The following is a 23,938-nucleotide window of genomic DNA, read 5'->3' on the forward strand; positions in this document are numbered from 1 at the left end:
CCGGGCGTTCAGGCGTCCCGGTATGCCTGTCGCGCCGCACCGGCCTGCCTCACCGCCCGTAGCACGAGGGCGACCAGCGCCACCAGCAGCGCGCCGCGCAGCAGCATGAGCACACGGCCCCGGTCCACCATGCCGGGATCGCCCACCTCGGCCCCGTCGAGCAGGTCGGCGGCGACGGAGATCTCGCCGACCGCGGCGCCGGTCCACCCGGGCTCGGCGACCAGCAGCTCCTGCGCTGCGCCGGAGTCGACGTCGACCGACCAGAGGTGGAGGCGGAGCGCTGCGGTCTCGGTGTCGTAGGTGGAGACCAGGATCCGGTCGGCGGCGAGCCATCCGAGCGGCTCGGCCATCCGTCCCGCACCGGCAGGCCTGTCGGTCGTCACGCTCAGGTCCAACGGGTCGGTCGACGTCACCGCCCCACCGTCGAGCGTGCTGACCTGCACGGACCCCGCGCCCCCCGTGACGACACGTCGCCCGTCCGGGCTGACGGCCGTCGGTCCCAGGTCCAGCCCCAGGTCGAGCCCCGTCGCCACGACCTGCATACCGTCCGCACTGCGCAGCTCGGCGCCGTCGCCGGTGGACACGAGCAGCCCGCCGTCCTGCGGTAGCGGGGCGATGCCCGTGGTGGCGGCGACCTCGGGCAGCCGCACCGGCTCGGTCCCCTCCGGCGCGTCAAGGTCGGCCCGACGCACGTCGTAGACCACCCGCGGAGGCGCGCCGTCCAGGTAGGAGTACCGGTGGGTGTCGTCCTCCACCAGGCCGACGAAGACCGACCGACCATCGCCCGACCACGCCAGGGGAGTGGTGGAGCGCCCGTCGGGCAGCGGCCAGGTGCGGACCGAGCCGTCCTCGAGGGACACCGTGGCGAGGTAGCCGTCGTTGCCGCGCCCACCGACCGCGACGCTGCGCCCGTCCGGTGACAGCAGCATGGGTCCGGGATCGCCCTGGTCGCTCCGCACGCTCGCGTCGTCGGCGGTGTCGAGCCGCCGGTAGGTTCCGCCGTCCGCCCCCACCGCGATCGCCTGCGGGTAGTCCATGAACTCCACCCCGTAGCCATGGGTGAAGCCCATGAGCGCCGGGCCCGCCGGGGACCGCTCCACGGTGGCGGGCAGGTGCGCGTAGGCGGGGAACGGGTCGGGCAGCGTCGACGGTGCCGCCCCGCCGGAGGGCGAGGGCGTCGGCCCGGAGAGCAGCAGCGGCAGCACGAGCAGCAGCGCCGCCACGACCGCGGCGAGGAGCAGCGCGCCGACCGGCCGGCGCGCTCGCGCCCCGCAGGACTGGCGGGCGGCACCTCGCGCAGGTCGGCCAGCAGCCCCCGGAGGGCGCGGAGGGCGCGGTCCTTGCGCGGGTCAGTCACGGTCATCGACAGCCTCCTTCATCCGGGCCAGCCTCCCACCGCGCGAGGTAGGCCCGGTGCCTCCACACACCTCAGTCTCCCGGGTCGGCCGGATCGTTCCCTGATGACCTGTTCCGGGACGACCTCGGTATACCCGCCAGGACCGGGCAGCGACCGCTCTACACTGCGGGCCGTGACCTCTGTGACCGTCGGCGTGCTCGCCGTCCAGGGCGACGTGCGCGAGCACCTCGCCGCGCTCCGGTCCGCCGGTGCCGACACCCGCGCGGTGCGGCGCCCGGCGGAGCTCGAGCAGGTCGACGGCCTGGTCGTCCCCGGCGGGGAGTCCACCACGATCGACCGCCTGTGCCGCATCTTCGGCCTGCACGAGCCGATCCGTGCCCGGATCGCCGGCGGTATGCCCGTCTACGGCTCGTGCGCCGGGATGATCCAGCTCGCCGACGAGATCCTCGACGGCCACCGGGAGCAGCAGACCTTCGGCGGCATCGACATGACGGTGCGGCGCAACGCCTTCGGCCGGCAGGTCGACAGCTTCGAGGCCGACCTGCACCTCTCCGGGCTGCGCGACCCGCAGCGCCCGGTCCGGGCCGTCTTCATCCGCGCGCCTGGGTCGAGCGCGTCGGCGACGGCGTGGAGGTCCTCGCCGCGACCGACGGTCATCCCGTGGCGGTCCGCCAGGGTGGCCTCCTCGCGACCAGCTTCCACCCCGAGGTGACCGGTGACCACCGGGTGCACGAGCTCTTCGTGCAGATGGTGCACGCTCAGCGCAGGTAGCGAGCCAGCCGATCCATCGTCGGTCTCGTGATGCCGCCGGTCCCGCCGAGGACGTACATCGACCGCGGCCGCAGGTGGCTCAGCGCCTGGTCGGCGCCGGCCGCGACGCGGTCACCCGGGGTCAGCACGAGCGGTGCGTCGTGACGGCCCGCCAGCGCGGCAGCCACGAGCGCGTCCGGGAAGTCGGTGCCGAGCGCCACGAAGGCCGGGTCGGGCCGCGCGGGAAGGTCGCCGCGATCCGGGCCGCGGTGCGGTAGCGGTCGTCCCCGGCCCAGCGCACGACGCCGCCGGAGGCATATTGCCGGGCCTGCCGCACGACGGTGTCGGTGACGGCGCCGTCGCCGCCGAGCACGACGATCTCGCGCGGCTGCAGGCGCCGCAGCGCGCGCGGATCGTGGTGCTCGGCAGACCTTCCGGTCGCGTCAGCAGCAGCGGTGCCTGCTGCCCGTTGGCGACCGCGGCCCCGGCGAGCGCGTCGGGGAAGTCGCGGCCGCTGGCCAGCAGCACCCGGTCCACCCGGCTCGGGTAGTAGCCCGCGAGCGCGGCGGCGGTGCCGTAGCGGTCGGTGCCCGCCACCCGGTCGACCCGGCCGGTGCGGGCATACCCGCGCAGGTCTCGCAGCACGCCACCCGAGACGGCGTCGGTGCCGCCGAGGACGACGAGCCGGTCGGGGCGGAGCCGCTCCAGGGCACGGGTCGTGGCGCCGGGCAGCCGGTCGTGGCGGGTCAGCAGCAGCGGGGCGTCGTAGACCCCGGCACGGGCCGACGCCGCCAGCGCGTCCGGGTAGTCCTGCCCGGAGACGACGTAGACGACGCCCACCCCGGGGCTCCACTGCTCGGCGACGCGCGCGGCGGTGCCGTAGCGGTCGGTGCCGCTGAGGCGCACCGGCTTCGTCGGGGTCGGCGCCGCCCCCGCGAAGGTGAAGTAGTCCGATGACAGTCCCTCGGACCACGTCGGCCAGTAGCGGGAGAGCATGAGGCCGGTCCCGGTGGCGTGCGCGTAGGTGTAGGCACCGCCGGAGGTGAAGCCCTCCACCCGGGCGGTGAGGATGCGGCCGCCCCACGCGCCGACCCCGTCCCGGGTGAGCACCTGGACCCGCTCGACGCGATGGATGCCGTAGCGCTGCTGCAGCGCGGTCCGGGGCAGCGATGCGCTCCACCGGTGCCGCGGGTTGGCCGGCGTCGCGTCGTAGGGGTCCTTCTGCGCGCGCAGGTAGTCGTGCCCGTTTCCGGCGGCGATGGTCTGGCCGCCGGTCGAGGCGGAGTACATCGTGGTCGCCAGCCGCCGGCCCTGCGGGAAGGCGAAGGTCAGCACCTCACCGGCGGTGTCGTCGACGGCGGCGTTGTTGGCGGAGTACTCGTAGGAGAGGAGGGAACCGTCGCCGCGGCGCACGCCACGACCGCGGTAGGCCTGGCACGCGGTGCTGTCGCAGATGTCGTAGTAGGAGGTGCTCGCGCTGCGGCGGGCGTAGGTGCGCGCGGCCACGGACTGCGCCCGCAGCGCCTCGGGGTGGAAGGACGGACCCATCTCGGCGGCCACGACCGAGCGCAGGTAGTGCTGCTCGGGCAGGTGGTTGACGGTGGCCAGGGCCGAGCTGCCGTGGTGGGTCGCGGTGAGGGCGCCGCGGTAGACCCGCCGGCTGCCGCCGGGCAGGTAAAGGTCGACCGTCCCCTCTTGCGCGGAGGAGAAGGTGACCGGGCAGCGGCGGGACATGCCCGAGGGCCACCAGGAGGACCAGGTGGAACCGTCATACCCCTCGAGCACGCAGGACGTCGCCGAGGAGGTCGTCGCGCGCACCCGCCACTGGCTGCGTCCGGAGGGCAGGGCGTAGGTGCGGCTGCCCGGTGCGGCAGAGACCCGCAGGCCGGAGCGGTGCGCCACCCGGGTGACCCCGTCGCCGTCGATGGTGATGCCCACCGAGATGTCCTGGGCGGACCAGGTCTCCAGCCGGGTGCCGGGGTAGTAGAAGTCGACGATCTCCTCGTGCGACAGGCCCTCGAGGCCCGCGCCGTGGGCCCCCCACTGCGACATGCCGATCCGGTGGCCGTAGCCGCCGCCGGTGATGTCGTAGCTGCCGTCGGCGGGCACCGGGTAGACCTCCGAGCCCGGCACCGGCGCCGGGAGCACGTCGTCGGTGGTGACGACCGTGGTCTCGCCCAGGTCCTCGGCGCTCTCCGGCTCGGGCGCGGCCTGCGCCTGCTGGGCCCAGGGGAGCGAGCTGCCGGACGCAGGGTCCGCGAGGTCGGGCTCGGGCGCTGCGGGGCTGGCGGACGCGGGGGCACCCGTGAGGGACACCACGAGTGCGAGCGCGAGCCCTGCGACGGAGGGACGTCGCACGATGACTCCTCGTCGAGTAGGGGTGGTCGAGCAGGGACCGGCCCGAGCCACCCTCCACTATGCGGCACCCGGGGGTGGTGGGACAAGAGTGAGGCGTGGGGTATGCCCGGCCCCGGGTCAGCCGGGCGGCAGCTGCATCAGCAGCAGGTCGGGGGCGCCCTCCGGCACCCAGTCCGGCCGGATCGCCCCGATCTGCGCGCCCGGATCTGCACCTCACGAGGGTCCCCCGGCATGCGGGTAGCCTAGGGCGTCGATCCCTGCCGCCGCGTCGAGGTCCCGAGGGACCTGTGCGAGCGGCATACCCCGAGACGACGGATGCGAGGACACCGGATGAGTGGTCACTCCAAGTGGGCGACGACCAAGCACAAGAAGGCCGCGATCGACGCCAAGCGCGGCAAGCTCTTCGCCAAGCTCATCAAGAACATCGAGGTCGCCGCGCGCATGGGTGGGGGAGACCCGACCGGCAACCCGACGCTCTACGACGCCATCCAGAAGGCCAAGAAGAGCTCGGTCCCCACGACAACATCGACCGGGCCGTCAAGCGCGGCTCCGGCGCGGAGGCGGGCGGCGCGAGCTACGAGGCCCTGGTCTACGAGGGGTATGCCCCCGGCGGGGTCGCGCTCTACATCGAGTGCCTCACCGACAACAAGAACCGCGCCGTCATGGAGGTGCGCACCGCGCTCACCCGCAACGGCGGCTCGATGGCCGACAGCGGCTCGGTGGCCTACCTCTTCGAGCGCAAGGGCCAGGTCGTGGTGCCCAAGGAGCAGGAGGGCGGCGAGACCGGCGAGGACGCGCTGCTCGAGATCGTGCTGGAGTCCGGGGCCGAGGAGGTCGAGGACCTCGGCGAGTCCTTCGAGGTCATCTCCGAGGCCGGTGACGTCGTGGCGGTGCGCACCGCGCTGCAGGAGGCGGGCATGGACTACGACTCGGCCGAGGTGACCTTCGTGCCGAGCATGCAGGTGCCGCTGGACGTCGACGGCGCCAAGAAGGTCATCCGGGTCGTGGACGCGCTCGAGGACTGCGACGACGTGCAGAACGTCTACTCCAACGCCGACATCTCCGACGAGGTCCTGGCGCAGCTCGACGAGGCCGAGTAGTCGCGAGCGGCGCGTGCTTGACTGCTCGGAGCAGAAAGGACCCGTGAGCGCAGCGAGGTCCACGCTGTCTCCGATGGTGTGTCGCGGCCGGGGAGCGGCGGCGAGGCTGTGTAGCGTGGAGTCCGAACATCTGTCCACACCTGCGGAACGGGAGCGGAATGCGCGTGCTCGGCGTCGACCCCGGCCTGACCCGGTGCGGTCTGGGGGTGGTCGAGGGGCTCCCCGGGCGCCAGCTGCGGCTCGTCGAGGTCGGTGTGGTGCGGACACCGCCGAGCGAGGACCCGGCGGAGCGGCTGCTCACCCTGCAGACCGAGCTGGACGAGTGGTTCGCCCGGACCCGCCCGGAGGCAGTGGCCGTGGAGCGGGTCTTCGCCAGCACGCGCAACAGCAGCATCATGGGCGTGGCGCAGGCCTCGGCGCTGCCGCTGCTGGCCGCAGCCCGGCTGGGGCTCCCGGTCGTGCTGCACACGCCGTCGGAGGTCAAGGCCGCGGTCACCGGCAACGGCCGGGCCGACAAGGGCCAGGTGACGCGCATGGTCACCCGGATCCTCACCCTGGAGCAGGCGCCCCGACCGGCCGACGCCGCCGACGCGCTGGCGCTGGCCATCTGCCACCTGTGGCGCGGGGGGTCGCAGGCTCGGCTGGAGGGTGAGGCCGGTGGCTCCGACCGCTTGAAGGACGCCGAGCGCGCAGCAGCCAGGGCGCGGCCCAACCGGCTGGCCCAGCTCCACGACGAGCACCGCACGGCGGCCCGGTCCGCTGCCGCCCGGGCCTCGGCCCGCGCTGGCGGTCGCGTCACCAGCACCGTCACCACCGCCACCAGCAGCAGGAGGAACCCCCGGTGATCGCCTCGGTCCGCGGCACGGTCCGCCACGTCGGCCTCGACCACCTCGTCGTCGAGGTCGGGGGCGTGGGGCTGCTCGTGCACACCACCCCCGAGACCGCCGCCGGGGCGAGCAGCGGCCAGGAGGTCTCGCTCGAGACGACCCTCGTCGTCCGCGAGGAGTCGCTGACGGTCTACGGCTTCGACGGCCCGGACGCCAAGGCGATCTTCGAGCGGGTGCAGACGGTCAGCGGCGTGGGGCCACGGCTCGCGCTGGCGATGCTCTCGGTCCACTCGCCCGACGACGTCCGCGCGGCGATCGCCCAGGGCGACCTCGTCGCGCTGACCAAGGTGCCCGGCATCGGCAAGAAGTCGGCCGAGCGGCTGGTGCTGGAGCTCAAGGACAAGATCCTGGCGGTCGGCGTCGACCCGGGTCTGCCGCAGCGGGCCGCCGGGACTGTCGCCTCCGCGGACGACGCCGTGCAGAGCCAGGTGCGGGAGGCGCTGCAGGGTCTCGGCTGGACGGCCAAGCAGGCCGACGGCGCGCTCGCCACCGTGACGAAGGACGAGGCGCCCGCCGACGTCGCCGCGCTGCTGCGCGCGGCCCTCCGGGAGCTGGGCCGGTGACCGAGGCGGCCGGTCGGCCCGACGACGCCTCCGACGACGACCGCTCGTCCGAGGACGGCTCCTACGAGGTCGAGGTGCCGGAGGAGGCGTTCACCGCGGCCGAGCGGGTGGTCGACCCTGCCGGCACCGACGAGGAGCGGCGGATCGAGGCGGCCCTGCGCCCGCGGCGACTGGCGGAGTTCCCCGGCCAGCGGCGGGTGCGCGACCAGCTCGGGCTCGTGCTCGAGGCGGCCCGGCGTCGCGGCAGCCCGCCGGACCACGTGCTGCTGTCCGGGCCGCCCGGCCTGGGCAAGACGACGCTCGCGATGATCATCGCCGGCGAGCTGGAGCAGCCGATTCGGATCACCAGCGGCCCGGCGATCCAGCACGCCGGGGACCTCGCCGCCGTGCTGTCGTCCCTGGTCGAGGGAGAGGTGCTCTTCCTCGACGAGATCCACCGGATGTCGCGGCCGGCCGAGGAGATGCTCTACCTCGCGATGGAGGACTTCCGGGTCGACGTCATCGTGGGCAAGGGCCCGGGCGCGACCGCCATCCCGCTGGAGCTGCCGCCGTTCACCGTGGTCGGCGCGACCACCCGGGCCGGGCTGCTCCCGGCGCCGCTGCGGGACCGCTTCGGCTTCACCGGGCACCTGGACTACTACGCCACCGAGGACCTCGTGGCGATCCTGCACCGCAACGCCGCGCTGCTGGAGATCGAGGCGGACGACCCCGGCATCACCCAGATCGCCTCCCGCTCCCGCGGCACCCCCCGCATCGCCAACCGGTTGCTCCGGCGGGTGCGGGACTGGGCGCAGGTGCACGGACAGGACGTCGTCGACGAGCCGGCCGCCCGCGCGGCGCTGGCGCTCTTCGACGTCGACGAGCTCGGCCTGGACCGGCTGGACCGGGCCGTCCTCGATGCGCTCTGCACCCGGTTCGGCGGCGGCCCGGTGGGGCTGTCGACGCTCGCGGTCGCGGTGGGCGAGGAGCCGGACACCGTGGAGACGGTGGCCGAGCCCTACCTCGTGCGCGAGGGCTTCATGGTGCGCACCCCCCGCGGCCGCGCCGCGCCGCGAGCCCGGCCGCCTGGGCCCACCTGGGCCTCACCCCGCCCGCCGGCGCCGGTGGCGGCGTCCCCGGCAGCACCGGCGGCCGCTTCGGCGCCGACGACGACCCGCCGCAGACGCTCCCGCTCGGCGAGTGACCGTGGAAGTCCTGCCGGGGCAAGATTTCCCCGGTCGGCGGGCATACCGGCAGTGGTGCTGACCGTGGAAGTCCTGCCGGGGCGTGCATTCGCCGGTCGTTGGGCCTACGGGGGATGGCCAGGGCCGCAATCGAGTGGCGGGGACACGGCACACCGGCCTCTTTGATGGCCCCAGCGGACTCACCTAGACTGCCCCGGGTGCCTGCCGCGCGCCTGGGCGCGGGCGGCGGGACGACGGCGTCGCACCCGGCGCCCCACGAGACACGCTTTCGAAGGGTCACTCCATGACACTGGCGACCGGCTCCGCTGCGGGCGCGGGGGGCTCCGGCCTCACGCTGCTCATCCTGGCACTGCCGATCATCTTCCTGCTGTTCCTCATGTTCAACCAGCGGCGGCGTGCCCGCTCGGTGAACGAGGCGCAGAGCCAGCTGCAGCCGGGCCAGGAGGTGATGACCACCTCGGGCATGTTCGGCGTGATCCGCGCGGTCGAGGACGAGGTCATCCACCTCGAGGCCGGGGGAGTGGTGCTGCGGTTCCAGCGGCGGGCCATCCTGCCGATGTCGATGGTCGGCTCCCTGGGCGGCCGGCCCGGCCCCGCCGCCACCGACCAGGGCGACGGCGGCACCGCCGACGGCGACACCCCGACCGACACCGACGGTCCGACCCGATGACGACCTCGACCCCGGCGCCCCGCCGGGACGAGGACCTGCCCGGAGCGGGTGAGGCGAGCGGTCGGCGCCAGCGCCGCTCCGGCGGCGGACGCCGGTCCGGGGGCCAGCGCAGCGCCCGCATCCGGGGCCCGCTGCGCACCCTGCTCAGCCTCCTCGTGATCACCGTGCTGCTCTTCGGCGGCATCGGCGCGGCGCGGCTGTGGGCCGAGCCTGCGGCCTCGCTGACCCCGCAGCTCGGCCTCGACCTCGCCGGTGGCCGCCAGATCGTCATGGAGCCGCTCACCGAGGACGGCACCAACGTCTCCGCCGAGCAGCTCGACCAGGCCATCGACATCATCCGCCGCCGCGTCGACGGCGGTGGGGTCACCGAGGCCGAGGTCACCCGCCAGGGCCAGAACGTCTCCGTGGCCATCCCCGGCAACCCGACCCCGGATCAGGTGGAGGCGCTCAGCCGCTCCTCGCAGCTCCGATTCCGTCCGGTGCTCGTGGCCCAGTTCACGGCGCCGGAGATGGAGATGCCGGAGCAGCGCACCCTGCCGCTGCCGCCCAGCCTCATCGAGGAGCAGCTCGAGGAGTTCGAGCAGCAGCAGCAGGACGCGCAGGAGGACTCCGAGACGCAGGACAGCGTGGAAGAGGGCACGAGCGACGAGGCGGAGCAGACCGAGGAGAACCGCGGCGGCACCCGGCTGCCCAGCTCCGGCAGCGACGACGCGCCCGCCACCGAGGCGCCCGGCGTCCCCGCGGAGGACGGCTCCGACAGCACCGCACCGCCGGTCCAGGAGGGCGAGCTGCCGGCGGCGAGCGACCCCTCGAGCCTGGCCCAGATCACGCCCGAGCTCCAGGAGGAGTTCAGCGCCCTGGACTGTGCCGCCGAGGGCGTCGCCACGCAGGTCGCCGCGGCCCCGACCGACCAGCCGACCGTGGCCTGCACCGTCGAGGGCGATGAGAAGTTCATCCTCGGGCCCGTCGAGCTCACCGGCAGCAGCGTCACCGACGCCACCGCCGGCCCGGAGACGGTCCAGGGCGGCGCGGTGACCGGCCGCTGGCAGGTCGTGCTCACCTTCGACGGGGAGGGCGGCCAGACGTTCGCCGAGATCACCTCCCGGCTCTACGGCTACCCGCAGGGCGAGGCGCAGAACCGCTTCGCGACGGTCCTGGACGGGCAGGTCATCACCGCCCCCACCGTCAACGGCGTCATCTCCGGCGGCACCGCCACGATCTCCGGCGACTTCACCCCGGAGGAGTCGCAGTCGCTGGCCAACCAGCTGAAGTTCGGTGCGCTGCCGCTGAGCTTCGAGGTGCAGACCTCGGAGCAGATCAGCCCCACCCTCGGCGGGGAGCAGCTGCGCTACGGCGTCATCGCCGGGATCATCGGGCTGCTGCTCGTCTTCGCCTACATGCTGGTGCAGTACCACGCGCTCGGCCTGGTCGCCATCGGCTCGCTGGTCGTGGCGGCGCTGCTCGCCTACGGCTCGGTGACGCTGCTCGGGTGGGCCAACAACTTCCGGCTGACCATGGCCGGGGTGACCGGTCTCATCGTCGCGATCGGCATCACCGCGGACAGCTTCATCGTCTACTTCGAGCGCATCCGGGACGAGGTGCGCGCCGGACGGCCGCTGCGGTATGCCGTCGACACCGGCTGGGAGCGGGCCCGCCGCACGCTCATCATCTCCGACGTGGTGAACCTCATCGCGGCGACCGTGCTCTACCTCCTCTCGGAGTCGGGCGTCAAGGCCTTCGCCTTCGCGCTCGGGCTGACCACGATCATCGACCTCGTGGTGGTCTTCATGTTCACCCACCCGCTGGTGAGCATCCTGGCCAACACCCGCTTCTTCGGCGAGGGCAAGAAGTGGTCCGGTATGGAGCCGGAGCGGCTGGGCGCCAAGCGCTCGGCCTACCTGGGCCGGGGACGCGTGCGGGAGCCCGAGGTCATCACCCCCGGGCGCAGACGGCATACCCGTGAAGAACTGGAAGGCGGTGTGGTCTGATGTCGCGCTTCTCCCGCCTCGGCAACGACCTCTACTCCGGCGCACGGTCCTACGACATCGTCGGCCGCCGGATGTTCTGGTACCTCCTGTCCGCGGTCCTCATCGCGGTCTCCCTGACCGGCCTGCTGGGCCGTGGCCTCAACTTCGGCATCGAGTTCAGCGGCGGCTCCGAGCTGCGGGTGAGCCAGGTCAGTGCCCAGCAGATGGAGGACTACGAGCAGCGCGCCGGCGACATCATCGAGGAGGTCGCCCCGGGCGGCACCACGACGATCACGCAGATCGGGGACTCCACCGTCCGCGTCCAGACCGGCGAGCTGGAGAGCTCGGAGGCCGAGACCGCCCGCGGCGACCTCGCCGACGAGTTCGGGGTGGACGTCGCCGACGTCACCAGCTCCTTCGTCGGGCCCTCCTGGGGCGAGACCGTCACCAACCGGGCGCTCATCGCGCTGGCGGTCTTCCTCGCGCTGGTGACGCTGGTCCTGACGCTCTACTTCCACACCTGGAAGATGGCGGTCGCCGCGCTGGTCGCCCTCATCCACGACGTGCTCTTCACCGTGGGCATCTACGCCCTCATCGGGATCGAGGTCTCGCCGGCGTCGGTCATCGGCTTCCTCACGATCCTCGGGTACTCGATCTACGACACCATCGTCGTCTTCGACAAGGTGCGGGAGAACACCGAGCACGCCTTCGAGACCAAGCGGCAGACCTTCGGCGAGGCGGCGAACCAGGCGGTCAACCAGACCCTGGTGCGCTCGATCAACACCTCGCGTCGTGGCGCTGCTGCCGGTCGCGGTCATCCTCGTCGTGGGCGTGACCCTGATCGGTCCGGGCACCCTGGTCGACCTCGCCTGGGCGCTGTTCATCGGCATCGCGGTCGGCACCTTCTCCTCGATCTTCATCGCCACGCCGCTGCTCGTGCACCTGCGCGAGGGCGAGCTGACGATCCGTCGCCACGACGCCCAGGTCACCAAGCGCCGTGCCCGGCAGGACGCCCGCGCGGCCCAGCGCGGCCGGGACCTGGACGAGGACGACGTCGAGGAGGGGTCGGACGAGGCCGACGGCGCGCTCGTGGGTGCCGACGCCACGACGGCCACGACGTCGGCGTCGAGGTCGGAGGGGACGAGCACCGGCCCGGCCCAGGGCCGGCAGCTGCACCCGTATGCCCAGCGCGGCCCGCGTAACCAGCCCAAGCGCAAGCGGCGCACCCGCTGACCCCCGAGGAGCTCCCCGCCATGGCCGATCCCGATCCCCGGCTCGCCGCCGACGTGCTCGCCGGGATGCGCGACATCCCGGACTTCCCGGAGGAGGGCGTGGTCTTCAAGGACTTCACGCCGGTGCTGCTCGACCGCGGGCTGCGTGACCGGATCGTCGAGGACACCGTCGAGCGCCGCCGCGGCCAGGTGGACGTGGTGGCCGGCATCGAGGCCCGTGGGTTCATCCTCGGGGCGATGATCGCGCACGAGCTCGGTGTCGGCTTCGTGCCGGTGCGCAAGGGCGGCAAGCTGCCGGCCGCGGTGCACAGCCAGTCCTACACGCTGGAGTACGGCACGGCCACCCTCGAGATCCACCAGGACGCCGTCTCGCACCACGAGCGGGTGCTCGTCGTCGACGACGTGCTCGCGACCGGCGGGACGTTGGCCGCGACCTGCGAGCTCATCGAGCGCTGCGGCGCGAGCGTCGCGGCCATCGAGCTCGTCCTCGAGATCGAGGAGCTGGCGGGCCGGGACAAGCTCACCGGCTACGACCTGCACTGCCTCACCAGCGTCTGAGCAGCCCTGGGGACCCGGCCTCGATCCGCGGGTCTCTTGCTGGTCACCGGCGTGCTGTGGACCGGTCCGCACCACCTATGATCTGTCCATGAACGAGCCGGCCGCGAGCACGCCCCCCGCCCGGGTGGGTGGTGGCCTGCGGCCGCGCTGGGCCCGGCTGGGCGGCACGCGGGCCTCGACCAACCCGGCGCTGGAGCCGCTGCTGCGCTCGGTGCGGGCGACCCACCCCAAGGCCGACCTGGCGCTCATCGAACGCGCCTACGCCGTCGCCGACGAGATGCACAAGGGCCAGCAGCGCAAGAGCGGCGACGCCTACATCACCCACCCGCTCGCCGTGGCGACGATCCTCGCCGAGCTGGGCATGACACCCTCGACCATCGCGGCGGCGCTGCTGCACGACACCGTGGAGGACACGCCATACTCCCTGGCGCAGCTGCGCAAGGACTTCGGCGACGAGATCGCGATGATGGTCGACGGCGTCACCAAGCTGGACAAGGTGACCTACGGCGACGCCGCCCAGGCCGAGACGGTGCGCAAGATGGTCGTGGCGATGGCGCGCGACATCCGGGTGCTGGTCATCAAGCTCGCCGACCGGCTGCACAACGCCCGCACCTGGCGCTACGTCTCGGCCGAGAGCGCCGCCCGCAAGGCGGGGGAGACGCTGGAGATCTACGCTCCGCTCGCGCACCGGCTGGGGATGAACACCATCAAGTGGGAGCTGGAGGACCTCTCCTTCGCCCAGCTCTACCCCAAGGTCTACGACGAGATCGTGCGGATGGTCGCCGACCGTGCACCGGCGCGCGAGGAGATGCTCTCCCGCATCCGCGGTGAGATCGGTGACGAGCTGCACGGGGCCAAGATCCGGGCCACGGTGACCGGGCGGCCCAAGCACTACTACTCGGTCTACCAGAAGATGATCGTGCGGGGGCACGACTTCGACAAGATCTACGACCTGGTCGGCGTGCGCGTGCTCGTCGAGTCCATCCAGGACTGCTACGCGGTGCTCGGCGCCCTGCACAACCGGTGGAACCCGGTGCCGGGGCGGTTCAAGGACTACATCGCGATGCCGAAGTTCAACATGTACCAGTCGCTGCACACGACCGTGATCGGGCCGAGCGGCAAGCCGGTGGAGATCCAGATCCGCACCTACCAGATGCACCGCCGGGCGGAGTACGGCGTCGCCGCGCACTGGAAGTACAAGGAGCAGAGCCCGGACGGCACCAAGGCCGTCGCCGGTCCCGACGGGGCGCCTGGCGCACTGGAGGGTATGCAGTGGCTCCGGCAGCTCATCGACTGGCAGCAGGAGACCTCCGACCCCGGCGAGTTCCTCGACTCGCTGCGCTTCGAGATGGGCGCCGCCGAGGTCTACGTCTTCACCCCGGACGGCGACGTCATGGCGCTGCCCGCCGGTGCGACCCCGGTCGACTTCGCCTACGCCGTGCACACCGAGGTCGGGCATCGCTGCGTGGGTGGTCGGGTCAACGGCAAGCTCGCCCCGCTGGACTCCGAGCTGGGCAACGGTGACGTCTGCGAGATCATCACGAGCAAGGCCCAGGACGCCGGGCCCAGCCGCGACTGGCTGACCTTCGTCAAGAGCCCCCGGGCGCGCAACAAGATCCGGCAGTGGTTCACCCGCGAGCGCCGCGAGGAGATGGTCGACTCCGGCAAGGACGAGATCGCCAAGGTGCTGCGCAAGCAGAACGCCCCGCTGCAGCGGCTCATGCGGCACGACACGCTGACGGCCGTGGCGCAGGGCCTGAATTACAAGGACATCGACGGGCTCTTCGCCGCCGTCGGCGAGGGGCACGTCTCGGCGCAGCACGTCGTCAAGCAGCTGCTGGCGACGCTCGGCGGCGAGGACGGCACCGAGGAGGACCTGGCCGAGGCGGTGCGGCCGCGCCGCGGCCGGATCGCGCAGGCCGACCCCGGGGTCACGGTCGTGGGCGCGGACGACGTCTGGGTCAAGATCGCCCGGTGCTGCACGCCGGTGCCCGGCGACCCGATCCTCGGCTTCGTCACCCACGGCAAGGGGGTGTCGGTGCACCGCACCGACTGCACCAACGCCGCGGAGCTGCAGAGCAAGTCGCCCGAGCGCATCATCCGGGTGGCCTGGGCACCGACGGCGAGCAGCCTGTTCCTCGTCAACATGCAGGTGGAGGCCCTGGACCGGTCGGCCCTGCTGTCCGACATCACCCGGGTGCTCTCCGAGCAGCACGTCAACATCCTGTCCGCGTCGGTGCAGACCAACCGGGACCGGGTGGCGCTGAGCAAGTTCACCTTCGAGATGGCCGATCCCTCGCACCTGGAGTCGGTGCTGCGGGCCGTCCGGCGCATCCCGGCCGTCCTCGACGCCTACCGGGTCACGGGCACGACGAGCACCGACCCGCACCGCCGGGAGGCTTCCGAGCCCTCCCCGTCGGCGTCCTGACCGGGCGCCTCAGGCGGGGGAGAGGAAGGCGGCCAGGGCTGCGGCATACCCCGCCTGGTCGAGGGTCCCGCAGACCTCCCGGGTGGAGTGCATCGAGAGCACCGGCGCGCCGAAGTCGACCGTCGTCGCACCGGTGAGGGCCGAGGTCATCGGGCCCACGGTGGAGCCGCAGGGCAGGTCCGAGCGGGTGACGAAGGTCTGCATCGGCACCCCCGCCTGCTCGCAGGCCAGGGTGAAGGCGGCCGCGCCGACGGAGTCGGTGGCGTAGCGCAGGTTGGTGTTGACCTTGAGCACGGGGCCACCGTTCATGAGGATCGGGTGACCCGGCTCGTGGCGCTCGGCATAGTTGGGGTGCGTGGCGTGCGCCATGTCGCCGGAGGCGATGACCGAGCCGGCCAGCGCGCGCCAGTAGTCCTCACGGGTGCCCCCGGCGGCCAGCACGATCCGCTCCAGCCAGGACGGCAGGAAGGTCGACTGCGCCCCGCGCTCGGAGGTGCTGCCCACCTCCTCGTGGTCGAAGAGCACGACGACCGGCACCGAGGCGGCCTCGCCGGGAGCGGCGACCGCCTGCAGCAGCGCCCGCACCGCGGCATACGACGTGGCGAGGTTGTCCAGGCGTGCCGACGCCACCAGCTCGCCCTCGCCGCCGATGCGGCGGGCGGGGGTGAGGTCGTGGGTCATGGCGTCGAAGCCCAGCAGGTCCTCGGGCGCGACGTCGACCTGACCCGCGAGCCAGTCCCGGAAGGTCGACGCCTCCGTGCCGGTGCTCCAGTGCGGGGCGAGGTGGTCCTGGTCGTTGAGCTTCAGGCCCTCGCTGCGCACGGTGCGGTCGAGGTGGATGGCGAGCTGGGAGACCCGCAGCAGCGGGTCGTCACAGCGCCACAGCAGCTGGCTGATCCCGTGCGGCGCCGTGGCGTCACGGACCGCGACGCGGCCGGAGAGCCCGAGGTCCCGGTCCAGCCAGGAGTGGGTCAGCGCGCCGCCGTAGACCTCGACGCCGAGCATCTGCCACCCGGCACGGGTCCAGTCCGGCTGCGGCTTGATCCGCAGGTTCGGGGAGTCGGTGTGCGCCCCCACCACGCGGTATGCCGTGTGCGCCGGCCGGTCCGCGGGCAGGTGGGCGGTGGACCAGGAGATGAGCGACCCGCCGCGCCGGACGACGTAGTGGCCCGGGGAGGACGGGGTCGGCGAGGTCTCGTCGAGCTCGGTGAAACCGGCGTCGGTGAGGAGCTGCTGCGCGGCGTGCACCGCGTGGAACGGCGAGGGCGAGGCGTCGAGGTAGGCGCACAGGCCCTCGGCGACCTCGCTCACCTGGGTCGCGAGGCGGGTGAGGCTGCTCACCGGCCGAGGCCGCCGCGCGCCGAGGTCAGCCACAGCTTCTTCGTGGCCAGCTCGGCCTCGAGGTCCTGGGCCTTCTTGTCCTCACCCGCGGCCTGGGCGGCGGCGAGGTCGGCCTCCAGGCCCTGGACCGCCCGCTCGAGCTGGTCGACCATCGACTGCGCCCGGGCGTTCAGCTCGGGGTCGGTGCGCTGCCACTGGGAGTCCTCGACGTCGCGCACCTTCTGCTCCACCGCGCGCAGCCGGTTCTCGACCCGCTTGCTGTCCGCCCGCGGCACCTTGCCTGCGGCGTCCCAGCGGTCCTGGATCTTGCGCAGCTCGGCCTTGGTCTGGTCCAGGTGCGCCTCGTCGACGGTGAGCGCCTCGGCCTCCTCGAGCAGGCCCTCCTTGACCTTGAGGTTCTCGGTGAACTCCGCCTCCTCGGCCGCCACGACCTCGTCCTTGGCGTCGAAGAAGGAGTCCTGGGCGGCCTTGAACCTCGCCCACAGGGCGTCGTCGTCGGCACGGGAGGCCCGGCCTGCCCGCTTCCAGTCCTGCATAAGCCGCTTGAAGGCACCGGCGGTGGCGCCCCAGTCCTTGCTGGTCGACAGCGCCTCGGCCTCGCGGACCAGGCGCTCCTTGGTGGCCTTGGCGCTGGCGTGCTCCTCGTCGAGGTGCGCGAACCAGGTCTTGCGCATCTTGTCGAAGTCGGAGCGCGCGTGGCTGAAGCGCTGCCACAACGCGTTCTCGACCTCCTTGTCGAGACGCGGACCGGAGCGCTGGTGTGCCTTCCACTCCTCGAGCAGCTCGCGGACGCGCCCGCTGCTCTGCTTCCACTGCACCTTCGCGGGCTCGGTGGCCGCGAGCTGCTCGGCCTCCACGACGAGCTTCTCCCGCTCCTGCGCGGCCTGCGCCTTGGCCTGCAGCCGCTCCTCCTGCTCGGTGCGGGAGCGGACCTTGACCTCCTCCTCGAGGTGCTTGACGACCGCGGACAGGGCCGCCAGGTCGCCGACCACGTGCGCCTCGCCGATCTGCTCCTTGAGGTGGGCCAAGGACTGCCGGGCGTCGTGGGCGGAGACGTCGGTGCCCGCGAGCCGGGCCTTGAGCAGGTCCGCCGAGGCGAGCATCTCGTCGTACTTCCGGGCGAAGTAGGCCAGCGCCTCCTCCGGGCTCGCGCCGGGGTAGGAGCCGACCTCACGCTCGGTGCCGTCGGCGGCGACGACGTAGACGGTGCCGTCCTCGGCGACGCGCCCGTGCTTCATGGACTCGCTCGGGTCCGGGTGCGGCTCGGGCGCCGCCACGGCGGCCCCACCGGCGGGACGGGCCGCCGCGGGCCGGCGCGCCGCGAACATCGCGGGGGAGGGCGCGGCCGGCTTCGGCGGCGCCGGGGGTGCGGGCTGCGGGGCTGCCTCGGGCTCTGCGGGTGCCTCCGGCGCCGGCTGCTCGGCCTCGGGCTCTGCGGGTGCCTCGGGTTCCGGCTGCTGATGCTCGGCCTCAGGGGAGGTGTCCGGCTCCGGCTGCGGTTCGACGTCCTCGGTGGCGGCGACCGTCGGCTCGGCGGCCGACTCCTCCGGCTCGGTGGGGGTGGGCGTCTGCTCGGACACGGTGGTGGCTCCTCTGACGGGGACCGCGAGCACGACCGTCGGGGCCGGCTCGACATGGCGTGGACGCCTCGACCCTACCGGTCGAGCCCGCGGTGGCCCTGCCGAGGTGCTCGGCAGCGGTGCGTAGGGTCGGCCCCATGTTCGTCCGCAGCATCGTCGCCGACGCCTTCGCCACCAACTGCTACGTCATGGCTCCCGCCGAGGGGGAGGAGTGCCTGATCGTGGACCCGGGCATCGGGGTGGAGGACCGGGTGCAGGACGTGCTCGCCGAGCACCGGCTGCGGCCGGCCGCCGTGCTGCTCACCCACGGCCACCTCGACCACGTGTATGCCGTCACCCCGGTCTGTCAGGGCACCACGGCGGTGAGCCCCTACATCCACACCGACGACCGGTATCGCCTGACCGACCCGCTCGCCACCATGAGCCCCGAGCTCGTCGCCGCCCTCGAGCAGCAGTTCGGCCGGCGCGCGACGTGGACCGAGCCGGAGCGGATCGTGGAGTTCGGCGCTGCCGGTGAGGACCACACGACCCTCGACCTGGCGGGCCTGCGGATCGAGGTGGCCCACGCCCCCGGGCATACCGAGGGCTCGGTGCTCTTCACCGCGCACGACGTGCCGGACGGCATACCCTCCGACGATCTGGACCGGACCGTGCTCTCCGGCGACGTGCTCTTCGCCGGGTCCGTCGGCCGGACCGACCTGCCGGGCGGTGACGCGGCGGCGATGCGGCGCAGCCTGCGCGACGTCGTGCTCCCGCTCGCCGACTCCTCGCTCGTGCTGCCTGGCCACGGGCCCGCGACCACGATGGCGCGCGAGCGCGGGACGAACCCCTACCTGACCTCGCTCTGACCGTGCAGCTCGCGGTGCAGCCGGTGCATCCGGGCATCCAGCTCGGCGGCGCTGTCCGCGGCGGTCTTGAGCTCGTCGAGCAGTGAGTCGGGCACGTTGCCGTCGTACTTGTAGTGGATCTTGTGCTCGGTGCTCGCCCAGAAGTCCATCGCGATGGTGCGCAGCTGGACCTCCACCGGCACCTCCACGCGTCCGGTGGAGAGGAAGACCGGGATCTCGATGATGGCGTGCAGGCTCTTGTAGCCGTTGGGCTTGGGGTCGGCGATGTAGTCCGAGACGCGGCGGATGGTGATGTCGTCCTGCTGCGTGAGCAGGTCGAAGATGCGGTAGGCGTCGGTGACGAAGCTGCAGGTGACGCGGATGCCGGCGATGTCGGTGATCTCCCGGCGGATCGTCGGCAGGTCCGTCGACAGGCCGCGGCGCAGGACCTTCTCCCGCAGGCTGTCCGGTGACTTGACCCGGCTCGAGACGTGCTCGATCGGGTTGTAGTCGTGCATGTGCGAGAACTCGTCGCGCAGGATCTCGATCTTCGTCTCGACCTCGCGCAGCCCGAACTCGTACTCCAGCAGGAAGCGCTGCAGCTGCGCCCCGACCTCCCGCAGCTGCGCCGGGGTGATGCTCTCCCGCGAGGCCAGCTCGAGGGACGGGGGCAACGCTGCTCCGGTGCTCATGGGGACCACTATGCCCCCTGGACGTGTGCACGGCCTGGGAGAGCGGCGGCATACCGGTCGATAGACTCGCGCGGTGATCTCCCCGCGCACGCCGTCCGGTGTCCTCGAGCTGCTGCCGCCCGAGCAGATCGCCTTCCAGCGGATGCTGGACTCGATCCGCTCCGGCTACGAGCGCTTCGGCTTCCTGCCCGTCGAGACCCCCGTCTTCGAGCGCTCCGACGTGCTCCTCACCAAGACCGGCGGCGAGACCGAGCGGCAGGTCTACTTCGCCCAGTCGACCGGGGCGCTGGAGAAGGCCCGGGCGCAAAGCCCCGCGGAGGGGACGCTGCCCGAGCTGGCGCTGCGCTTCGACCTCACGGTGCCGCTGGCGCGCTACGTCGCCGAGCACGAGCACCAGCTGACCTTCCCGTTCCGGCGCTACCAGATGCAGCGGGTCTACCGCGGCGAGCGGCCGCAGCGGGGGCGGTTCCGCGAGTTCTACCAGTGCGACGTGGACGTCATCGGCTCCGGCGAGCTGTCGGTCCGGCACGACGCCGAAGCCCCGGCGATCATCAACGCGATCTTCACCGACCTGGCGATCGGCGACTTCACCATCCAGATCAACAACCGGCGGCTGCTGCGCGGCTTCTACGAGGACCTCGGCATCGCCGACCCGCAGGCGCAGGCGGCGGTGCTGCGCGAGGTCGACAAGCTCGACAAGCGCGGGCCGGGCTACCTGCGCACGACGCTGACCGGGGACGGCTTCGGGCTGGCCGAGGAGGTCGTCGAGCAGATCCTCACCTTCGTGCAGACGCGGTCCACCGGGCACGACGACGCGCTGGCGCGACTCGACGACGTGGTGGCCGGCTCCGCCGGGAGCGAGGCGCTCGCCCAGGGTGTCGCCGAGCTGCGCGAGGTGCTGGGGCTGGTGCGCGCGCTGGGCGTGCCGGAGGCCAACTACTGCCTCAACTTCTCCATCGCCCGCGGGCTGGACTACTACACCGGCACGGTCTACGAGACGACGCTGGATGAGCACCCCGAGCTGGGCTCGATCTGCTCGGGCGGCCGCTACGACGACCTCGCAGGGCAGTACACGAAGTCGCGGCTGCCCGGGGTCGGGATCTCGATCGGGCTGTCGCGCCTGTTCTGGCAGCTGCGGGAGGCCGGGCTGATCGAGGTCTCGGCGGGGGAGTCGACGGTGCAGGTGCTGGTGCCGCAGGTCGACGCCGAGCTGCTGGACGACCAGCTCGCGCTGGCCTCGCAGCTGCGGCACGGCGGCATCAACACCGAGGCGGTGCTCGACGGCGGCAAGCTGGGCAAGCAGCTGCGGTATGCCGACCGCGCCGGGATCCGCTTCGTCGCGATCCTGGGTCAGCAGGAGGTGGCCGACGGGACGGTCACGCTCAAGGACCTGCGGCGCCAGGACCAGTTCACCGTGCCCCGCGACGAGGTCGTCAGCGCGCTGCGCGTGGAGCTCGCCCAGCCGCTCGTCTGACTCCCGACCGGGCGTCGTGAGTGGTTGCCCTGGGAGCGACCGGGCGTCGCGAGTGGTTGCCTCAGGCGTCGACGCTGACCGAGAGCAGGCTGATCGGCTGCGCCGGGGCGGTGCCGCCGCTGTCGTTGCCCTCGGCCGCGACCGTCTCGACGATGTCGAGCCCTGCGGTCACGCGGCCGAAGATGCTGTAGCCGCCGCCCCCGACGGGCAGCTGGGTGTCGTCGTAGACGATGAAGAACTGGCCGCCGTTGCTGTCCGGGTCCTGGGTGCGGGCCATGGCCAGCGTGCCCGGCGGGTAGAGACCGTCCGGTGGTGCGTTCTCGATGCCGAAGGCATACCCCGGACTGCCCTGCCCGGTGCCGGTCGGGTCGCCGCACTGGAGGACGAAGATGCCGCTGGTGACCAGCCGGTGGCACGCGCTGTCCTCCCAGTAGCCCTCCTGCGCCAGGAACGCGAAGGAGGCCACGGTCTGCGGCGCGTCCCCGGCATACAGCTCCAGCTCGATGTCGCCGCAGGTGGTCTCGATCGTCGCCGCCAGGGTCTCCCGCTCGCCGGACAGGGGCTCGGGCAGGTCGTCCTGGGTGTATGACCTCGGCTCGGCCGGTGGCGTCGGCGGCTGGGTGCAGGCCACGTCCGGCGTCTCGCCGCCCTGTGGTTCGTCCGCGGACGATCCGGGGTAGGTCGCCTCACCGCCGCAGCCGGCGAGCACGAGAGCGGTGACGGCGGGGAGGAGGGCGCGGCGCATACCAGTATCTTCGCATCGGCCGGGGGACAACCATTCGCGGCGCTCGGTGGGGGTGAGGGCAACCACAAGCGGCGCTCGGTGGGGGTGGTGACGTGGTCGGGCGCCCGTGTTAGCGTACTAGCGCGCTACGACATGAGCAGGCGGGACAGAAGCTTCTCCTGACCAGCCGACACCGACCACGACCAGGCGAGAAGGACACGACGAGATGAAGCAGCGGGAGGACGCCGAGGTCGGCGCGCGGGCGCGTGACGGCCTGGCGCGCGTGCTGGCTGCGCTCGACGGGCCGGACGCCGTCGACGCCTTCCTCGACGACCTGTGCACGCCGGCCGAGATCGAGGCCATGGCAGACCGCTGGTCCGTCGTCCCGTTGCTCGCGCAGGGCCTGTCCTACCGCCAGATCCACGACGAGACCGGCGTGAGCGTGACGACCGTCGGGCGGATCGCGCGGTGCCTGGACGCCGGGGCCGGCGGCTACCGCGCCGCCCTGGAGCATCACCACGAGCATCCGGCGGCGTTGCCGACGGTGTGAGGCGGCCGACGGCCCGCGCTGCGCCCTGCGAACCCGCACCCACCACCGAGCTCCCCGGCCGACCGGCCGAGCCACCCACCTGCCACGAAAGGTCCCGATGACCCCGCCTGCCCAGCCGCGCGACCGCCTGCGCGTGGCGATCCAGAAGTCCGGCCGCCTCGGCGAGCCGGCCCGCGAGCTGCTGGCCTCCTGCGGCCTCACCTGGCGCGAGAGCCGCGACAAGCTCTTCTGCTACGGCGAGAGCCTGCCGGTCGACCTGCTGCTCGTCCGGGACGACGACATCCCCGGCCTCATCGCCGACGGCGTCTGCGACCTCGGGATCGTCGGGCGCAACGTGCTCGTCGAGCACGGCCTGGCCCGTGAGGCCCAGGGGCGCGGCGTCGAGCTGACCGAGTGGCGCCAGCTCGGCTGGGGCACCTGCCGGCTGGACGTCGCGATCGCCGAGGACGAGGAGTGGACCGGGCCCGAGCAGCTCGCCGGGCTCCGCATCGCCACGTCCTACCCGCACACCCTGGGCCGGTGGCTCGCCGAGCACGGCGTCGACGCCGAGCCGGTCGTGCTCAACGGCTCGGTCGAGATCGCCCCGCGCCTGGGCCAGGCCGACGTGGTCTGCGACCTCGTCTCCACCGGCGGCACGCTGCGCGCCAACCAGCTCACCCCCGTCACGACGATCCTGCACAGCGAGGCCGTCATCGCCGGCCCTGGGCACCAGCTCGACGACGGGCGGCAGGAGATCGCCGACCTCCTGCTGCGGCGGCTCGACGGGGCGGTCCAGCTCAAGGAATCGCGACTGCTCCTGCTGCGCGTCGAGCGCGAGCTGCTCGACCGGGTCCTGCCGCTGCTGCCCGGTGGGCACGAGCCGACGGTCACGGCGGTCGAGGGCCGCGACGAGGTCGCGCTGCAGATGCTCGTGCACGGTTCGGTCTCGTGGGCCAAGCTCGAGGACCTCAAGCGCGAGGGCGCCCACAACCTCATGGTGCTGCCGGTCGAAGGGATGCTCGCATGAACGTCCTCACCTGGGACGACCTCGACGACACCCAGCGCGCCGAGGCGCTGCGCCGGGGCACCGCGGCCGCGGGCCCCGAGGTCACCGCTGGCGTCACCGACATCCTCGCGCAGGTGCGCGAGCGTGGCGACGACGCGCTGCGCGAGCTCACCGCCCGCCTGGACGGCGCGACCGTGGCCGACCTGCGGGTCACGCCGCAGGAGCGGGACACCGCCGCCGCGGCGCTGGACGCCGACCTGCGCGCGGCGATCACCGAGGCCGCCGGACGCGTCCGGACCTTCCACGAGGCCGGCATGCAGCAGGGGTATGCCGTCGAGACGGCTCCCGGGGTCGTGTGCGAGCGGGTGGTGCGCCCGATCCGCCGGGTCGGGCTCTACGTCCCCGCCGGGTCCGCGCCGCTGCCCTCGACCGCGCTGATGCTCGGTGTGCCCGCGCAGCTGGCCGGCTGCCCGGAGGTGGTGCTGTGCACGCCGCCGCGCCCGGACGGCACCGCCGACCCGGCCGTGCTCGCGGCCGCCGCCGAGTGCGGCATCGAGCAGATCTACCTCGTCGGCGGGGCCCAGGCGATCGCGGCGATGGCCTACGGCACCGAGACCGTCCCGGCGTGCGACAAGCTCTTCGGTCCCGGCAACGCCTGGGTCACCGAGGCCAAGCGGCAGGTCAGCACGGCCGAGGGCGGGCCGGGCATCG

The 23,938-nt window shown here is 72.9% G+C and carries 18 protein-coding genes and 5 pseudogenes; 16 read left to right on the plus strand and 7 right to left on the minus strand.

Going from position 1 to position 23,938, the window contains the following annotated elements; all coding sequences use genetic code 11:
* Positions 1 to 8: 8 nt before the first annotated feature.
* Positions 9 to 1,223: a WD40 repeat domain-containing protein gene (locus FU792_RS07395; RefSeq protein WP_149814669.1), complete on the minus strand. Its 1,215-nt coding sequence runs from the start codon at positions 1,221 to 1,223 to the stop codon at positions 9 to 11.
* A gap of 237 nt (positions 1,224 to 1,460) precedes the next feature.
* Here FU792_RS07395 and pdxT point away from each other — a divergent pair.
* Positions 1,461 to 2,128 (plus strand): annotated as a pseudogene (gene pdxT / locus FU792_RS07400) (pyridoxal 5'-phosphate synthase glutaminase subunit PdxT).
* On the opposite strand, the gene FU792_RS16745 reads toward pdxT, so the two are convergent.
* Positions 2,116 to 2,328 (minus strand): cell wall-binding repeat-containing protein, encoded by a 213-nt coding sequence (locus tag FU792_RS16745; RefSeq protein WP_338101174.1) that lies wholly within the window; start codon positions 2,326 to 2,328, stop codon positions 2,116 to 2,118. The pseudogene pdxT and the gene FU792_RS16745 overlap by 13 nt on opposite strands.
* Complete coding sequence (locus FU792_RS07410; protein WP_149814671.1) at positions 2,240 to 4,465, minus strand: SpoIID/LytB domain-containing protein; 2,226 nt, start codon at positions 4,463 to 4,465, stop codon at positions 2,240 to 2,242. Before FU792_RS07410 ends, FU792_RS16745 begins: the two co-directional genes overlap by 89 nt.
* 330 nt (positions 4,466 to 4,795) lie before the next feature.
* On the opposite strand from FU792_RS07410, the pseudogene FU792_RS07415 reads away from it, so the two are divergent.
* From FU792_RS07415 to FU792_RS07455, 10 genes and pseudogenes are all read left to right on the plus strand, one after another.
* Positions 4,796 to 5,565, plus strand: a pseudogene (locus tag FU792_RS07415) (YebC/PmpR family DNA-binding transcriptional regulator).
* Positions 5,566 to 5,723: 158 nt separating this feature from the next.
* Positions 5,724 to 6,410: a crossover junction endodeoxyribonuclease RuvC gene (gene ruvC / locus FU792_RS07420; RefSeq protein ID WP_022923868.1), complete on the plus strand. Its 687-nt coding sequence runs from the start codon at positions 5,724 to 5,726 to the stop codon at positions 6,408 to 6,410.
* Positions 6,407 to 7,015, plus strand: coding sequence for a Holliday junction branch migration protein RuvA (gene ruvA, locus FU792_RS07425; protein WP_022923869.1), 609 nt, complete (start codon positions 6,407 to 6,409; stop codon positions 7,013 to 7,015). The genes ruvC and ruvA overlap by 4 nt, the downstream gene beginning before the upstream one ends.
* Before the next feature lie 74 nt (positions 7,016 to 7,089).
* Positions 7,090 to 8,198: pseudogene (ruvB, locus tag FU792_RS07430) on the plus strand (Holliday junction branch migration DNA helicase RuvB).
* Positions 8,199 to 8,482: 284 nt separating this feature from the next.
* Positions 8,483 to 8,869 carry a preprotein translocase subunit YajC gene (locus FU792_RS07435; protein ID WP_022923871.1) on the plus strand — a complete coding sequence of 129 codons (387 nt, stop codon included), beginning with the start codon at positions 8,483 to 8,485 and terminating at the stop codon, positions 8,867 to 8,869.
* On the plus strand, positions 8,866 to 10,857 hold the full coding sequence (secD, locus tag FU792_RS07440; protein ID WP_022923872.1) for a protein translocase subunit SecD: 1,992 nt from the start codon (positions 8,866 to 8,868) through the stop codon (positions 10,855 to 10,857). The genes FU792_RS07435 and secD overlap by 4 nt, the downstream gene beginning before the upstream one ends.
* Before the next feature lie 71 nt (positions 10,858 to 10,928).
* Positions 10,929 to 11,564: pseudogene (gene secF, locus FU792_RS18835) on the plus strand (protein translocase subunit SecF); the annotation flags it as partial.
* Between the two features lie 103 nt (positions 11,565 to 11,667).
* Complete coding sequence (locus tag FU792_RS18840) at positions 11,668 to 12,069, plus strand: hypothetical protein (protein WP_338101184.1); 402 nt, start codon at positions 11,668 to 11,670, stop codon at positions 12,067 to 12,069.
* A gap of 20 nt (positions 12,070 to 12,089) precedes the next feature.
* A complete protein-coding gene (locus FU792_RS07450; RefSeq protein ID WP_022923874.1) occupies positions 12,090 to 12,626 on the plus strand; it encodes an adenine phosphoribosyltransferase in 537 nt (178 codons plus the stop codon).
* A gap of 88 nt (positions 12,627 to 12,714) precedes the next feature.
* Positions 12,715 to 15,054: a RelA/SpoT family protein gene (locus FU792_RS07455; protein ID WP_022923875.1), complete on the plus strand. Its 2,340-nt coding sequence runs from the start codon at positions 12,715 to 12,717 to the stop codon at positions 15,052 to 15,054.
* A gap of 9 nt (positions 15,055 to 15,063) precedes the next feature.
* Here FU792_RS07455 and FU792_RS07460 read toward each other — a convergent pair whose 3' ends face one another.
* A complete protein-coding gene (locus FU792_RS07460) occupies positions 15,064 to 16,395 on the minus strand; it encodes a M18 family aminopeptidase (protein WP_052327747.1) in 1,332 nt (443 codons plus the stop codon).
* A complete protein-coding gene (locus FU792_RS07465) occupies positions 16,392 to 17,975 on the minus strand; it encodes a DUF349 domain-containing protein (protein WP_022923877.1) in 1,584 nt (527 codons plus the stop codon). Before FU792_RS07465 ends, FU792_RS07460 begins: the two co-directional genes overlap by 4 nt.
* A 137-nt stretch (positions 17,976 to 18,112) precedes the next feature.
* On the opposite strand from FU792_RS07465, the gene FU792_RS07470 reads away from it, so the two are divergent.
* Complete coding sequence (locus FU792_RS07470; RefSeq protein WP_022923878.1) at positions 18,113 to 18,823, plus strand: MBL fold metallo-hydrolase; 711 nt, start codon at positions 18,113 to 18,115, stop codon at positions 18,821 to 18,823.
* Here FU792_RS07470 and FU792_RS07475 read toward each other — a convergent pair.
* The gene (locus tag FU792_RS07475; protein ID WP_052327726.1) at positions 18,805 to 19,494 is read right to left on the minus strand and encodes a GTP pyrophosphokinase; all 690 of its coding nucleotides are present in this window, start codon (positions 19,492 to 19,494) and stop codon (positions 18,805 to 18,807) included. The genes FU792_RS07470 and FU792_RS07475 overlap by 19 nt on opposite strands.
* A 73-nt stretch (positions 19,495 to 19,567) precedes the next feature.
* On the opposite strand from FU792_RS07475, the gene hisS reads away from it, so the two are divergent.
* A complete protein-coding gene (hisS, locus tag FU792_RS07480; RefSeq protein WP_022923880.1) occupies positions 19,568 to 20,968 on the plus strand; it encodes a histidine--tRNA ligase in 1,401 nt (466 codons plus the stop codon).
* Positions 20,969 to 21,029: 61 nt separating this feature from the next.
* On the opposite strand, the gene FU792_RS07485 is transcribed toward hisS, so the two are convergent.
* Entirely contained in the window at positions 21,030 to 21,713 is a 684-nt protein-coding gene (locus FU792_RS07485; RefSeq protein ID WP_022923881.1) for a peptidylprolyl isomerase, read from the minus strand.
* Positions 21,714 to 21,918: 205 nt separating this feature from the next.
* Here FU792_RS07485 and FU792_RS07490 point away from each other — a divergent pair, with 205 nt between their 5' ends.
* The 3 genes and pseudogenes from FU792_RS07490 to hisD form a co-directional block, all read left to right on the plus strand.
* A complete protein-coding gene (locus FU792_RS07490) occupies positions 21,919 to 22,242 on the plus strand; it encodes a YerC/YecD family TrpR-related protein (RefSeq protein ID WP_022923882.1) in 324 nt (107 codons plus the stop codon).
* Between the two features lie 97 nt (positions 22,243 to 22,339).
* Positions 22,340 to 23,248, plus strand: coding sequence for an ATP phosphoribosyltransferase (gene hisG, locus FU792_RS07495; protein WP_022923883.1), 909 nt, complete (start codon positions 22,340 to 22,342; stop codon positions 23,246 to 23,248).
* Positions 23,245 to 23,922: pseudogene (gene hisD / locus FU792_RS18485) on the plus strand (histidinol dehydrogenase); the annotation flags it as partial. The gene hisG and the pseudogene hisD, both read left to right, overlap by 4 nt.
* Between the last annotated feature and the right edge of the window lie 16 nt (positions 23,923 to 23,938).

Source organism: Serinicoccus marinus DSM 15273 (assembly GCF_008386315.1).
In the GTDB taxonomy this organism is placed as follows: domain Bacteria; phylum Actinomycetota; class Actinomycetes; order Actinomycetales; family Dermatophilaceae; genus Ornithinicoccus; species Ornithinicoccus marinus.

Bases quoted from the DNA above. Each gene is read 5' to 3' on its own strand.
- ruvC (WP_022923868.1), top strand. From the start codon at position 5,724: ATGCGCGTGCTCGGCGTCGACCCCGGCCTGACCCGGTGCGGTCTGGGG.
- FU792_RS07435 (WP_022923871.1), top strand. From the start codon at position 8,483: ATGACACTGGCGACCGGCTCCGCTGCGGGCGCGGGGGGCTCCGGCCTC.
- secD (WP_022923872.1), top strand. From the start codon at position 8,866: ATGACGACCTCGACCCCGGCGCCCCGCCGGGACGAGGACCTGCCCGGA.
- FU792_RS07450 (WP_022923874.1), top strand. From the start codon at position 12,090: ATGGCCGATCCCGATCCCCGGCTCGCCGCCGACGTGCTCGCCGGGATG.
- FU792_RS07455 (WP_022923875.1), top strand. From the start codon at position 12,715: ATGAACGAGCCGGCCGCGAGCACGCCCCCCGCCCGGGTGGGTGGTGGC.
- FU792_RS07470 (WP_022923878.1), top strand. From the start codon at position 18,113: ATGTTCGTCCGCAGCATCGTCGCCGACGCCTTCGCCACCAACTGCTAC.
- FU792_RS07475 (WP_052327726.1), bottom strand. From the start codon at position 19,494: ATGAGCACCGGAGCAGCGTTGCCCCCGTCCCTCGAGCTGGCCTCGCGG.
- FU792_RS07485 (WP_022923881.1), bottom strand. From the start codon at position 21,713: ATGCGCCGCGCCCTCCTCCCCGCCGTCACCGCTCTCGTGCTCGCCGGC.
- FU792_RS07490 (WP_022923882.1), top strand. From the start codon at position 21,919: ATGAAGCAGCGGGAGGACGCCGAGGTCGGCGCGCGGGCGCGTGACGGC.
- hisG (WP_022923883.1), top strand. From the start codon at position 22,340: ATGACCCCGCCTGCCCAGCCGCGCGACCGCCTGCGCGTGGCGATCCAG.